Below are 13,135 nucleotides of genomic sequence, written 5' to 3'. Positions count from 1 at the left end.
TTTCGGTGGTACCGGAAGAACCGGCAGCGCGCATCCTGATGGTCGAGGACGACGCGGTGATCCGTGAGGCAACCCAGTTGACCCTTGAGCGGCACGGGTACGACGTCACCACAGCCGAGGACGGGCTGGAGGCGATCGAGAGTTTCGAGAAGATCCACCCGGACGCGGTGATGCTGGACATCATGCTGCCCGGGCTGGACGGCATCTCGGTGTGCCGCCGGATCCGCGAGACCAGCACCGTGCCGATCGTGATGGTCTCGGCCCGCGGTGACGCGCTGGACGTGGTGCTGGGCCTGGAGGCAGGGGCCGACGACTACGTCACCAAGCCCTTCGACACCCAGGTGCTGGTCGCCCGCCTGCGCGCCGTACTGCGGCGTGCGGTGGCCGACCCGGATCGTCCCGCGCCGTCGACCGGAGCGACCGTGGAGTCGTTCGGCGACCTGGAGCTGGACCGGGAGGCGCTGGAGGTCCGGCGGGGTGGCAGCACGGTGCAGCTGACCCCGACCGAGCTGAAGCTGCTGATCGAGTTCGCGAACAACCCGGGCGTGGTGCTCAGCAGGTCGACCCTGCTGCAGCGCGTCTGGGACTACGAGTGGGGCGGCGACGGCCGGCTCGTCGACGTTCACCTGCAGCGGCTGCGGACGAAGATCGGAGCCGATCGGATCGAAACCGTCCGCGGATTCGGATACAAGCTGCGGGCCTAGCAGATGGGTCTCCGCAGCAAGCTGGGACTCATCTTCCTGCTCGTCTCCTCGCTCGCGATCCTGGTGCTCTGCGTGGCGGTCTACACGCAGGCGCAGTCGTCGCGGCTGGACCGGACCCGGATCTCCGCGGACGAGCGGATCCAGCTGGCCGCGGAGAGCTTCGATCGCAACGACGTCCCGCTGTTCGGATCGCGGCTGAACGACCCCGACCTGCCGCCGCAGCTGCGCGACTCGGTGAAGAGCGGCAAGCGGGCGACGTTCAAGACCGCTTCGCCGAACGCGAAGATGTGGGCCGCCACCACGGTCAAGGACGGCCGGATCCTGTCGATCGTGCAGGACTACGACGTCAACGACGCCTCGATGGACGCGCTGCGCCGGGCGCTGATCATCGGTGGCGGCGGCACCGTTGCATTGCTCGCGCTGGTCAGCGTCGTCCTGGCGGGCAGTCTGTCCCGCCGGATCGTCGCGGTCGCCAGTACGGCGCGGCGGATCGCGGGTGGTGAGCTCGACGCCTCGGCGGTCGGATCGGTCGGCCGGGGCAAGGACGAGGTGGCGGGGCTTGCCACCGCGCTCGACACGATGGCCAGTTCGCTGCGCGGCCAGCTGGAAGCCGAGCGCCGTTTCACCGCCGACGTCGCGCACGACCTCAGGACACCCGTCACCGGCCTGCTGACGGCCGCGGAGCTGTTGCCGCCGGGACGACCCAGCGAACTGGTTCGCGACCGCGCCAAGGTGCTGCGCCGGCTTGTCGAGGACCTGCTGGAGATCGCCCGGTTCGACTCGGGTGTCGAACAGGCCGACCTGGAGAACCTCGGCCTCGGCGCGTTCGTCGGCTCGGCGGTCGGCCGGCTGCGGATGCAGCAGTCGCTCGCACCGGACAGCGTCGTCGTGCACCGGGTCGGTCCGGAGGAGACGGTCTCGACCGACTCGCGCCGGATCGAGCGGATCCTGGCCAACCTGATCGTCAACGGCCTGCGGCACGGCAAGCCGCCGATCGAGGTGACCGTGCAGGGCCGGGTGATCGAGGTGGTCGACCACGGCAGCGGCTACCCGGAGGAATTGATTGCCGAGGGCCCCCGTCGGTTCCGGTCCGGGATGGCCGAGCGCGGTGTCGGCCACGGCCTCGGCCTTACCATCGCGGCGGGTCATGCGAAGGTGCTCGGCGCGGAGCTCACCTTCGGGTCTGCCCTATCGGGCGGAGCCCTTGCCAGGTTGGTGCTTCCGGCAACACCTGAGACGGAGCTGTAACACAACTTCTGGCCCGATGGCGGCGTCTCTTGGGATGTCGGGTTCAAGGGAATCCGTTACATACGAGGGGAAACCACCAATCATGCGTACTCAGCTCGTTCGTCGTTCGGCCGCCGTCGTCTCCGGGATCGCCCTGGCCGCCGGTGCGATCGGTGTCGCCGGAGCCCTGTCGGCGAATGCGACTCCGGACACCACCCGGATCACCTCGGCCGCCGCCGGCCCGGCCGTCGCGGCCAAGACGATCAGCATCAAGTCCGACCACACCACCGCCAAGGCGTGGGCGAAGGTCCAGCTGACCGGCAAGACCACCGGCATCGCCCGGAACACCGTCGTCCAGGTGCAGCGGCTGCAGAACGGCAAGTGGGTCAACTTCCCGGCCACCACCAAGGTGACGTCCGCCTCGACCTACTCGGTCTGGGTGAAGAGCGGCCGGGTCGGCGTGAACAAGTTCCGCGTCGTCGCGGCGAACACGGCCAGCGCGGCCGTTGCGGTCAACATCATCAAGTGAACCACCGGTGTGCGGGGGATTTGATCCCATCGTGCACACTGGAACAGATCAGCGGCGCCACTCCCGGGGCGGGGTGTGGCGCCGCTGCTCCTCTTCTCAGTGAGTGCCGTAGACGTTCAGCTCAGCCGCCGAGCCGAACACCGCACCATTCAACGAACTGGTGCCGACGAACTTCACATACCGTCCGGCCGTCGCAGTGAAGTCGACCCGCTGAACATCCTTCGAGTTCGGGAACTCACCCGTCTTCACCGGCGATCCCCACGTCTGCCCGTCGGCGCTGACGTAGATCTCGTACCCCTTGAACATCCCGTTCGTCCCGCTCTGCCTGGGCAGGTAGCTGAATCCGTTCACCTGGTACGTCGAGCCGAGATCCAGCGTGATGTGATGCGGGAAGCCGGCCGGCGTCGGCACCTCGGACCACGCCGAGTGCCACAGCGTGCTCGGATCCCCGTCCAGGGCTCCGATCGCCGCACCACCCGTCGCGACGTCCTCGCTGTCGACGTCGGCCACCGTGATCCGCGACTGCGGCACGATCCCCGGCGGCAACAGGGTCGCCTCGGCGGAGGTTGTCGCCGTACCACCTGTTGTCGTGAGCCCGTATTTTCCGGCCGGCGTTCCGGCAGGCGGGGTCACCGACCACGAGGTCGTCACGGTGGCACCGGCCGCAACAGTGGCGTGCGTCGCGGGCGTGGTCGCCTCGACGGCCCAACCGGCTGGTGCCTGGAGGGCGAGCGTGATGTCGTTGACAGCTTTCACATCGTTGTTGGTGAAGGTCGTCATCAGGGTGTTGGCCTCACCAGAGACCAAGCCGTTGAGACCCGACAGGCTGACCGACGTACAGTCCGCTGGTTCGTCGGACTCGCCAAGGTCGGTGACGGCGAAGTTGTCGATCACGAAGTCGGCCTGGTCGCCGCCGGACGTGAGCTTCCGCAGGCCGACCCAGTAGTCGCCGCCACAGCCGGCCACGAACTCCTGCTCGAACGCCTTCTTCGTGCGCTGTTCTCCGATCGGCGTCGAGTGCACCTCGACCGAGTCGGGCCGGTCCACGCCCTGCACCCAGGCGTACTGCCCGGCAACGCCGCTCTCGTAGTCAAAACCGACCTTGTACTTGTGACCGGGCTTGAAATCGACGGTCCACGGCGCGGTCCGGTAGACGAGACCCTCGTTCTCCTCGTGCGACTTCAACGACCAATCACCGTCGAGCGCATCGTCGACCAGTTTGCCGTTCCAGCCGGCTTGCGTGTACGGCGCGTGCTTGCGAGCCAGCACCGTTCGGGGGTCGGTGGTGCCACCGGCATCGCCCTTGAGGAACGGGCCCCAGCCTTGGTCGGTGTGCTCGAAGTCGTCCACCAGGCCGGCGGCAGGCCGGGTTGTCTCGACGACACGGACATCGTCGACGCGGACCGGCGCAGTACCCTCGGCCGCGCTGATCTTCAGGGTTGCATTGGTGCCCTTGGCATCGAAGAGCACCCGCGCCCTTTGGTAGTAGGCGTCTTGCTTGTCGTCGGATGCGACCTTGTTCTGTGCGGTTGAGCGGGTGACGGTCACCTTGGTGCCGTTGACGTCGAGAGTGGTCGGACGCGATTTGCCGGGGTCGACCTCGATCCAGGCGGAGGCGCTGTAGGTGTGACCGGCCGTTAGGCCGGTGAGCTGCTGTTGCAGCGATGCCGGTTGCGGACCGAAGGCGGCGACGTGCTGACCGTTGGCGAGGGTGTCGATCCTCGCGAAACCGGTCGGCTTCCAGGCGGTCAGATTGCCGGCGTTGAAGCCTGGATCCTTGACGTGGCTGTCCTCACCCCATTTGGCCGCCGGCAGTTGCGGCGCCACGTCGGGGTACAGGACGTACGGCTGACCGGGCTCGGCGTCGAGCGTGACGACGCCCTTGCGGACCGCAGCGGTGCCGACCTTGACCCGGCCGGTGTCGGTCAGCTTGTAGATGGAGAACTTGGTCGTCGTCGCGAGGGTGGCGGGCACGCGCCAGGCGGTCAGGCCGCCTTCGGGGTTGTAGTGGTAGAGCTTCTTGTCGTGGTCCCACGGCAGCAGGTACTTGTCGCCGTCGAGCACCTTCGCAGTACCGTCGTACAAGGTGCGCTTGCCGTTCTCGATCGTGCCGCGCAAGCCACCGGTGAAGGTGATGTCGTTCGCGTTCCAGTCGGTGATCTTCTGCTGCTGCAGGAACTTCGCGGGCAGGTTGCGCTGCCAGATGTTGGCGTAGAAATTGTTCCAATCGGTCTCGCCGGTCCAGCCCTCGAACTCGACGATCGAGGACTGGCCGAGGATCGGGTCGCCGTTCCAGACGTCCTTCTCGTGGTTGCGGGTGAACCGGATGATCTTGCTGTTCAGGCCCTTGTTGGTCGGGCCGCCGTAGTCCAGGTCGTTCGCCCAGTGCGACCACAGCGAGGTGCGTTCGTTCCGGTCGGCCCATTCGGTGGCGATCTGCCAGCCCTGGTCGGCGAGCTGCCGGGTCAGGCCGTCGGCCAGCCAGCCGGACTGGTAGTACACGTCGATGTACAGCTCCTGCAGGTTCTTGTCCGTCTCGTCCCGCAGTTGCTGGAAGCGCTTGACGATGTTGCCCGAGGCAAGATCCGGGCGCTGCTTGATGTAGTAGCTCTGGTTCAGCCAATTCCAGCCCTTGGCGGACTTGTCGACGAGGTCCTCGCTGAAGGCGTTCGCCTCGGGGTAGGACTCGGTCGCGTTCACGTGCACGCCGAAGGCGGCGTTCCAGTCCTTGCCCTTCTTGAGCAGGGTATTCAGGTCGGTCAGACCGCCGGCGCGGACGTTGTAGTTGCCGCCGTAGTCGGGATGAGCCGAGTCATGCCCCTCGGATCCGTACCCCTTCAGCAGCGCCAGTTGGCCGAGGCCGTCGGTGGACAGCGAGATCCGCTTGACGTCGTCCAGCGTACGCAGGAACGGATGTGTCGCCTGGCTGGCGAAGTTGAACGGGATGTGGGTGACCACCCGGTCCTTGACCAGGTCGCCGCCCTTCGGCTCGACCATGATCGAGCGGAACGCGATCGCGCCGTCCTGCCAGTCGACCGTGTGGTCGTTGTTGGCGTCCGGCGTCACGACGACCTTTGCCCAGGGCAACGGCTCGGTGTACGGCGAGGTGTCGGCGCGGTAGGTCCACTGGCCGCTCCAGACGCCCACCCGGCTGGTCCCGTCCGCGGCCTTGCGAGCGCGGTGCCAGAACCTCGCCCCGTCGTCGACAGACTGTCCGGACGGCTTGTCGTACGTCGAGTTGCTCTCGATCCCGGCTGCCAGGCCACTCGTGTTCACGAACGCGTACGCCGCTCCGGTGGGCGTCGACTCGGCTGGCGTCGAAGCAGTCACCGGCGTGATCTTGTCCGCCGTACGGGTGGAGTCCGGGTCGAGTGTGGTGAAGGCGGTGGTCGCGCCGGGGTCCGTGCTGGCGACCGAGACCAGGTCCTGGTCGGGGATGTCGATCGTGTTCACCCGGCTCGTCGCGGTGTCGCGGACGGCGTCGATCGTGAAGGTGGTGACCCGGCCGGCGAGGGCGAGGCCGGCGTCCAGCTCGACGCCGGGGAGGGCGTCGAAAGCGAGCTTGTAGTCGGCTCTGGTCGCGCTGATCACGGGGGCGGCGGTGAGGTGTGCGGTCTGGGGTTTTCCGTTGATGGTGACGGTGGAGATCGTGTCGGGCTGGCCGCCGAGCGCCTGGCCCGACACGTTGTCGACGTACCGGATGACGCGGGGGAAATCGCTGGCGACGGTGACCGTCAGGTTGGCCGACCGCAGCGCCAGCGGTGCTGCCGGATCGGCTGTTGGCGCGGTCGGGGAGGCCGTTGCCGACGGGGCCAGCAGGAGGCCGCCGGTCAGGGCGAGAGCGGCGGTCACGGCCGCCGGGCGGATGGGAATCACGAGCGCACTCCTCGGTGGACGGAAGGGGCGATCCCGGATTCTGTGCGCAAGAACGAGCATCAGTCAAGAGAAACGAACACTTATGAACAAGTTTAGTTAACGTTTAGCCTGCCGACCTGGAAGCGCCCGAGGAACCGGGTGGCTCCTCGGGCGCGGGTGACAGGTGGGTCAGACGGCGGGGAGGATCTTGCCGGTGACGGACCCGAGGCCGATGCGGGGGCCGTTCGGCGTACGGGCCCAGGCGGTGATGGTGACTTCGTCGCCGTCGGCGAGGAACGAGCGTTGCTCGCCGTTGACGGTGATCGGCTCGCGGCCGCCCCAGCTGAGCTCGAGGAACGAGCCGCGCTGCTCCTTCTCGGCGCCGCTGACCGTTCCGGAGGCGAACAGGTCACCGGTCCGCACCGACGCGCCGTTGACCGACAGATGCGCGAGCATCTGAGCGGCCGACCAGTACATCTCCCGGTACGGCGGGCTGCTGACCAGCTGGCCGTTCCAGTACACCTCGAAGGTGATGTCGAAGTTCGTCAGCTCACCCGCCAGGTACGGCAGAACCGCCGGCTCCTGCTTCGCGAGCGGCACCTTGCTCGCCTCCAGCGCATCCAGCGAGACGACCCACGGCGAGATCGAGGTGGCGAACGACTTGCCGAGGAACGGTCCGAGCGGGACGTACTCCCACGCCTGGATATCCCTTGCCGACCAGTCGTTCAGCACCACCACGCCGTACACGTGCTCGGCGAAATCCTCGACCGAGACCCGGCTGCCGAGCCGCGACGGGCTGCCGACGACGTACCCGAGCTCCACCTCGATATCGAGCCGCTGCGATGGTCCGTACGTCGGGGCGTCGTCGCCCGGAGCCTTACGCTGCCCGCTGGGCCGGACGATGTCGGTGCCGCTGGCAACTACTGTGCCGGCGCGACCGTGGTAGCCGACCGGGAGATGCTTCCAGTTCGGCAGCAGCGGTTCCGCATCGGGCCGGAAAAGCCTGCCCACGTTGGTCGCGTGATGCTCCGAGGCGTAGAAGTCCACATAGTCCGCAACCTCGAACGGCAGCAGCATCTCGACGTCAGCTTGGGGGAGCAGGTATGGCTCGAGGGCGTATCTGTTGCTGTCGTCGCCCACCAGGTCGAGCAACCAGGTCCGCGTCGCCTGCCAAGCCGGTCGGCCGAGGGCAAGAAAGGCATTGAGGGACGACTGACCGAATTCATCCCGCTCGGGTGCGAGCCGGGCGAGGTCGATGACCTGGGTGCCGATCGCGGCGCCCACCCTGGGGCTCTCGTCGCCGGTTCGGAAGATGCCGAGGGGGAGGTTCTCGGGGCCGAACGGGGAGTCCGCCGGGATGTCGAGCCAGCTCACTTCGCCTCCAGCAGGCCTAGTGCGGTCAGGTCGTGGTGGGGTTCGTCGACACTGCAGGAGCCGAACGAGGTGAACCATCGCCGAGTGCTCACCGCCTGGTCCTCCGACAGCTCAGAAGCCTTTGCTGCAAGGGCTTCACCATCGCGATTCTCCAGCAGCGCAGCCACCTCGTCCTGACTGGATCCGTCCAGCGAAGCGCGCGTCGCAAGCAACACATTGAGAAACCCGTGGTGCTCGAAGCCGGTGTCCACCGCAGTGTGTCGTACTGCGTTGTGCAGGCCGGCCGTGCATTTGAAGGCGACCTCGCGATCCAGGCAGGCTGTGATGAAGGCGGCGACCTGGTCTGCGGTGGGGAACAGGGACGGATCCAGCCCGCCGGTCCGGAGTTTGGCGGCGTACCCGGCGTCGGCGACGACATCCAGAGCGCGCTCCCAGGCGCCGTCCAGGCCGATCTCGACGAAGGCGTTCTCCTCGTCCAGGCAGTCGTCACAGGCGCGGACCACCCGGAGCGCATTGCGGGACAGGTCGTCCTCGGAGCGCAGCCGGACCTCGATCGCCTTGACGACCAGGTTCGCCGAGCGATCGCCGTACCGGACGGCCGGCTCGATGCCACCCGCGCCGCCGGTGATGACGACGGAGACCTCGAGTGGCTCCGGCGTCCGGGCGGCTTCGGCGGCGACCTTCATCAGGTTGTCGTCGGTGCAGACGAACGGGCCGACCAGGCCGGCGTACGGCGCCTGGCGATGCTCCCGGTGCGCGGCCACGGCGTCGGCCAGCGGCAACTCGCCGGGCGGGAACATCGCGGCGTCGTCCACCAGGTGCCGGAACAGGGCAGGGATGGTTGACATGGCTCCGAGCCTAACGGATGCTTTCGGTAAGCGGACACATGTGTCCGATAAACGTACGTCGTAGGGATGGGTTCCATGGTGTTCTACCGGCAGGTCGGGCAGGTTCCGCCGAAGCGGCACACGCAGTTCCGCAAACCGGACGGCGGGCTGTACTACGAGGAGCTGATGGGCGAGGAGGGGTTCTCGTCGGACTCGTCGTTGCTGTACCACTCAGGGGTGCCGTCGGCGATCGTCGACTCCCAGGTGTGGGAGCTGCCCGACCTCGCCACCACGCCCAACCACCCGCTGACGCCGCGGCACCTGCGCCTGCACGACCTTTTCGAGGCCGGTACGGCGGTCTCCGCGAACGTGGTCGAGCATCGCCGGCTGGTGCTGGGCAACGGTGACGTCCGGATCTCGTACGTCGTGGCGGAGGCGGACTCGCCGTACTACCGGAACGCGATCGGCGACGAATGTGTCTACATCGAGAAGGGCTCGGCGACGGTCGAGACCGTGTTCGGCGTACTGAGTGCGGCTGAAGGCGACTACGTGCTGATCCCGCGGGCGACGACGCATCGCTGGTTGCCCGGGCCGGACGGCATCTCGGCGTACTGCATCGAGGCGAACAGCCACATCGCGCCGCCGAAGCGGTACCTGTCACGCTTCGGGCAGTTCCTCGAACATTCGCCGTACTGCGAACGCGACCTCGTCACGCCGGCTTCCACCTTTGTTGTCGAGGGCAATGACATCGAGGTGCTGGTGAAGCATCGCGGTTCCACCGGGATCGTCGGCACGCGGATGACGTATGCGACGCATCCCTTCGATGTCGTCGGCTGGGACGGATGCCTTTATCCGTACACCTTCAACGTGCGCGACTTCGAGCCGATCACCGGCCGCATCCACCAGCCGCCGCCCGTGCACCAGGTCTTCGAGGGCTACAACTTCGTCATCTGCAACTTCGTCCCCCGCAAGGTCGACTATCACCCCTTGTCGGTGCCCGTCCCGTACTACCACTCCAACGTCGACTCCGACGAGGTCATGTTCTACTGCGGCGGCGACTACGAAGCCCGCAAGGGTTCCGGCATCGGCCTCGGCTCCATCTCCCTCCACCCCGGCGGCTACGCCCACGGCCCCCAACCCTCCGCCATCGAGGCCTCCCTCGGCGCCGAGTCCTTCGAAGAACTAGCCGTCATGGTCGACACCTTCCGCCCCCTAGAACTAGGCGAAGGCGGCGCCGCAGTAGACGACGGCGTCTACGCCTGGACCTGGTCCGGCCGCCGCCTGTAGCTCCCCACGCCCGAGCCTGGTGACAGTTCGTAGTCGTGGTGGGACAGGGTGATTTGCTACTGGTGGGTCACTAGGTCTCGCGTGATTGGGTCAAACGGCCTATTGTCGTGCCCGGAGATCGGTTACGGGGAGCAGGTTTATGGGTCAGGTGTGGGGCAGCGAGCGGGGTGGTGGGTCGATCGGGGCCCTCGCCGTGCTGGTGCTGCTCGGTGGGGTGGCGGTTGCGGGGGTGCTGGGGAATCGGCATCACGACGACGAGTTGCCGCCCGTCGACTTCGCCAAGCTGACTGCCTCGTCGACGCAGACCACGATCGCGTCGGCGCCGCTCGATCCGCAGCCGTTTGCTGGGACCGACGGGTTAGTGGTTCACCCGCGTGCTGAGACAGCGCTCTACACCGCGCCCGATGCGGTGGCGTTCGGGAAGATCGCGCCGACCCAGTTCGGGGCGACCTGGTTGCCGGTGGTGGAGAAGACCGACGGGTGGGTGCGGGTCCTTTTGCCTTCGAAGCCGAACCGGTCGACCGGCTGGATCCAGGACGAGAACCTGGATCGCGCGGCCTCGTCGTACCTGGTCCGCGTACACACCGGCTCCCGCACCATCGAGCTCTTCGAGGAAGGCAAGAGCCTCGGCGAGTGGAAGGCGGGAGTGGGCGCGAAGGCCACCCCGACGCCGCCCGGCCGGACCTTCCTGCTCGGCTCCATCATCGACAAGACCCGCTCCGCCTCCCCGGTGGTGCTGCCGCTCGGAGCGCACAGCCCGACCCTCGACACCTTCGGCGGCGGACCGGGCACGGTCGCGATCCACGGCTGGCCGCGCCCGGATGTCTTCGGAGCAGCCATCAGCGCCGGCTGCGTGCGAGTCCCTCGTACGGCGCTCGCCAAGCTTCAGCAGGTGCCCCTCGGCACCCTCGTCCTGATCGACAGCAAGTGACTCGACAGCAAGTGAGGAACGCACAGATGCGACGACACTTCGGACCGACCGTCCTGACGCTTGCGGCTGTGACCGGCCTGGTGACGTTCAGCCTGGTCGCCAGCACCCCGACCGGTACGGCGGTCGGCAAGCCCTCCTCGGCGTACGGACTCTTCGCAACGGGCCAGGTGCCAGTGGCGAAGACCCCGTACGCCGAATCGCCGGACGGGAAGCGCCAAACGACCGCTGCACTCGAGCTGCCCAAGAATCCCCTGATCGCGCTCCGGGCGGCGAATGTCTCCGCCGGGAACGACTCGGCCTCGGTCGAGCTCTTCGATCTCACCGTCGGCCCGGATCTGCTGAACCAGATCAAGATCCCGCCGGACCTGAAGAAGCAGTGCGACACCCTGCCGGCCACCGGGGCCGGCGACCTGCCGATCCCCGAGCTGCCGCTGCCCGACCTCGGATTGCCGTTGCCGAAGCTGAGCACCAAGGACCTGCCGGTCAAGAACCTGCCGGATCTGTGCAAGCTGCTGCTCACTCCGCCGAGTTCCCTGCTCGCCGTCGACAGCGTGAACGTCTACTGCACGGGCGACTCCGGGGCGATCGACATCGGGTCGCTGACCCTGCTCGGACAGAAGATCGCGATCCCCAGCACCAAGCAGAGCTTCACGATTCCGGCCGCGCCGCTGGCGAAGATCACCGTGAACGAGCAGACCAAGAGCTCGGACGGTTCGTTCACGATCACCGCGCTGACGATCGATCTCGGGAACGGCGCCGAGGTGCTCAAACTCGCCTCCGCCACCTGCGCGAAGCCGGCCAAGCCGACCCCGAAGCCCACCCAGCACCCGACGATCCCGCACCCCTCCGAACCCGGCAACGTCCCGGCCGCCCCCGTCCCGAAGCCGGTCAAGACCCACCAAGCCGTCACCGGCTGACCCCGCACCTGAACACCGGAGCTGGAGCACCCACGTCCGGCTCAGGACCCTTGGGCTGAGAGGCTTCGGGGATGGAAGCGCAGCAGACGTTTGTCGTGAGCATCGATCGGGACGCGGTGGTGCAGCGGCGCGAGGTCGTGCGGCAGGGCCTGCGCCGGAGCGCGTGGGTGACCGCGGCGATCGGTGCCGTGGGCATCATCGTGGCCCTCTACGCGCTGATCGCGTTCCGGGGATCCGGGATGTGGCCGTTCGCGTTGCTGCTGATCCTCGCGATGGCGCCGCTGGTGGCGAGCACGGTGCTGGCCTTGAAGCTGGAGAAGGAACGCCAGGGCTGGTACGAGCAGAACGAGCTGCCGCCGGTCGCCTTCCGGATGTCCCCGAAAGGTCTGGAGCTGGCGTGCGACGGAGCGCCGTACCCGGTCTCTCTGCCGTGGACCACCGTGCAGGGTTTCAAGCAGGAGAAGGTGTTCGGCCAGTTCGTGCTGCACCTGGAGCTGGCGCCAGGGATCGCGGCGACGAGCGGGGGAGTGCGTGGGCTCGACCAACCCGCAGTACGGGCTGTCGTGAAGCCCAGCCCACTGCTGAAGCCGACCGGGCTCTACCTCGTGAAGTCGCTCGACCAGCCCGTGCACATCATCGATCAGGCGCTGAAGCACTTCTCCGGTGGCAAAGCGGGCATCTCAACAAGGTAGCGAGCGGAACGAGTACCCCTGTGCCGCCAGCTTGGTGAGTGCACGGTCGAGCGCGGCGATGGTCTCGGAGCGGTTGCCGCCGCCGTCGTGCATCAAGATGATCGCGCCGGGGTGGGCGCCGCGCAGGATCGCGCGCTCGATCGCGGCCTCGCCCGGCTTCTTCCAGTCGTTGGTGTCGACGTCCCAGAGGATCTGCTGGAAGTGGTACGACGCGGCGATCGCCTCCACCTTCTTGTTCGTGTCCCGGTACGGCGGCCGGAAGCAGCGCGACTTCACCCCGGTGGAGATCTCCTGCCGGATCCGGGCGTCGGTCAGATGCGTGAGCATCGGGTGATCCCAGGTGTGGTTGCCGATGTGGTGACCGGCGGCGCGCTCGACGTCGAGGAGTTCCGGGTGCGCGGCGACCTCGCGGCCGAGCACGAAGAAGGTCGCCTTCGCGTGGTGCTTGGCGAGGATGCTGAGCACCTTCGGTGTGTAGATCGGGTGCGGGCCGTCGTCGAAGGTGAGGTAGAGCGCCTTCGCGCCGTGCGTGCTCAGGTCCCAGGGCACCGGCTTGGTGTCGGCAGGCCGGTCCCGGGTCGTCGACTTTCCCCGCTTGCCGAGGTGGACCGTGAACGGGACGTGGGCGGCCGGGCGGACGGCGGGGGCGGACTGCGCCGACGGCCGGTCAGGCGCCGGCGGCGCGGTCTGGGCGAGGGCGGTGGAGAGCAGGAGGGCGGCGGCGAGCAGAAGTTTGCCTGACGGCAAGGTCATGAATTGCATCCTCTCCCGCGACCGGGGCCAACCCGAAAT

At 67.5% G+C, this 13,135-nt stretch carries 11 protein-coding genes; 7 read left to right on the top strand and 4 right to left on the bottom strand.

The genetic code is table 11. From position 1 onward, the window contains the following. Window positions 1–5: 5 nt before the first annotated feature. From cseB to ABZ004_RS17260, 3 genes are all read left to right on the top strand, one after another. The gene (gene cseB, locus ABZ004_RS17270; RefSeq protein ID WP_281388780.1) at window positions 6–704 is read left to right on the top strand and encodes a two-component system response regulator CseB; all 699 of its coding nucleotides are present in this window, start codon (window positions 6–8) and stop codon (window positions 702–704) included. A gap of 3 nt (window positions 705–707) precedes the next feature. After that, complete coding sequence (locus tag ABZ004_RS17265; protein ID WP_355680851.1) at window positions 708–1,952, top strand: HAMP domain-containing sensor histidine kinase; 1,245 nt, start codon at window positions 708–710, stop codon at window positions 1,950–1,952. An 82-nt stretch (window positions 1,953–2,034) separates the two neighbouring features. Continuing rightward, a complete protein-coding gene (locus ABZ004_RS17260; RefSeq protein ID WP_355680850.1) occupies window positions 2,035–2,460 on the top strand; it encodes a hypothetical protein in 426 nt (141 codons plus the stop codon). A gap of 96 nt (window positions 2,461–2,556) precedes the next feature. Here the strand turns inward: ABZ004_RS17260 and ABZ004_RS17255 are convergent, their stop codons facing one another. From ABZ004_RS17255 to ABZ004_RS17245, 3 genes are all read right to left on the bottom strand, one after another. Continuing rightward, complete coding sequence (locus tag ABZ004_RS17255; protein ID WP_355680849.1) at window positions 2,557–6,336, bottom strand: endo-alpha-N-acetylgalactosaminidase family protein; 3,780 nt, start codon at window positions 6,334–6,336, stop codon at window positions 2,557–2,559. Between the two features lie 168 nt (window positions 6,337–6,504). Next, window positions 6,505–7,689 (bottom strand): fumarylacetoacetase, encoded by a 1,185-nt coding sequence (gene fahA, locus ABZ004_RS17250; protein ID WP_355680848.1) that lies wholly within the window; start codon window positions 7,687–7,689, stop codon window positions 6,505–6,507. Further along, the gene (locus tag ABZ004_RS17245) at window positions 7,686–8,537 is read right to left on the bottom strand and encodes a hypothetical protein (protein WP_355680847.1); all 852 of its coding nucleotides are present in this window, start codon (window positions 8,535–8,537) and stop codon (window positions 7,686–7,688) included. Before ABZ004_RS17245 ends, fahA begins: the two co-directional genes overlap by 4 nt. 75 nt (window positions 8,538–8,612) lie before the next feature. On the opposite strand from ABZ004_RS17245, the gene ABZ004_RS17240 reads away from it, so the two are divergent. The 4 genes from ABZ004_RS17240 to ABZ004_RS17225 all read left to right on the top strand — a co-directional run bounded on the left by ABZ004_RS17240 (window position 8,613) and on the right by ABZ004_RS17225 (window position 12,343). Next, complete coding sequence (locus tag ABZ004_RS17240; protein ID WP_355680846.1) at window positions 8,613–9,803, top strand: homogentisate 1,2-dioxygenase; 1,191 nt, start codon at window positions 8,613–8,615, stop codon at window positions 9,801–9,803. A gap of 139 nt (window positions 9,804–9,942) precedes the next feature. After that, a complete protein-coding gene (locus ABZ004_RS17235; RefSeq protein ID WP_355680845.1) occupies window positions 9,943–10,734 on the top strand; it encodes a L,D-transpeptidase in 792 nt (263 codons plus the stop codon). Window positions 10,735–10,760: 26 nt separating this feature from the next. Then, window positions 10,761–11,651, top strand: a complete 891-nt coding sequence (locus ABZ004_RS17230; RefSeq protein WP_355680844.1) for a hypothetical protein — start codon at window positions 10,761–10,763, stop codon at window positions 11,649–11,651. A 71-nt stretch (window positions 11,652–11,722) separates the two neighbouring features. Beyond that, complete coding sequence (locus ABZ004_RS17225) at window positions 11,723–12,343, top strand: hypothetical protein (protein WP_355680843.1); 621 nt, start codon at window positions 11,723–11,725, stop codon at window positions 12,341–12,343. Here the strand turns inward: ABZ004_RS17225 and ABZ004_RS17220 are convergent. Continuing rightward, on the bottom strand, window positions 12,332–13,096 hold the full coding sequence (locus ABZ004_RS17220; protein ID WP_355680842.1) for a polysaccharide deacetylase family protein: 765 nt from the start codon (window positions 13,094–13,096) through the stop codon (window positions 12,332–12,334). The two genes, ABZ004_RS17225 and ABZ004_RS17220, sit on opposite strands and share 12 nt — an antisense overlap. Between the last annotated feature and the right edge of the window lie 39 nt (window positions 13,097–13,135).

This window comes from Kribbella sp. NPDC006257 (assembly GCF_040613535.1).
Lineage (GTDB): Bacteria > Actinomycetota > Actinomycetes > Propionibacteriales > Kribbellaceae > Kribbella.
Note: the sequence above shows the minus strand (reverse complement) of the source record. Positions and strands in the feature narration are given on the sequence as shown.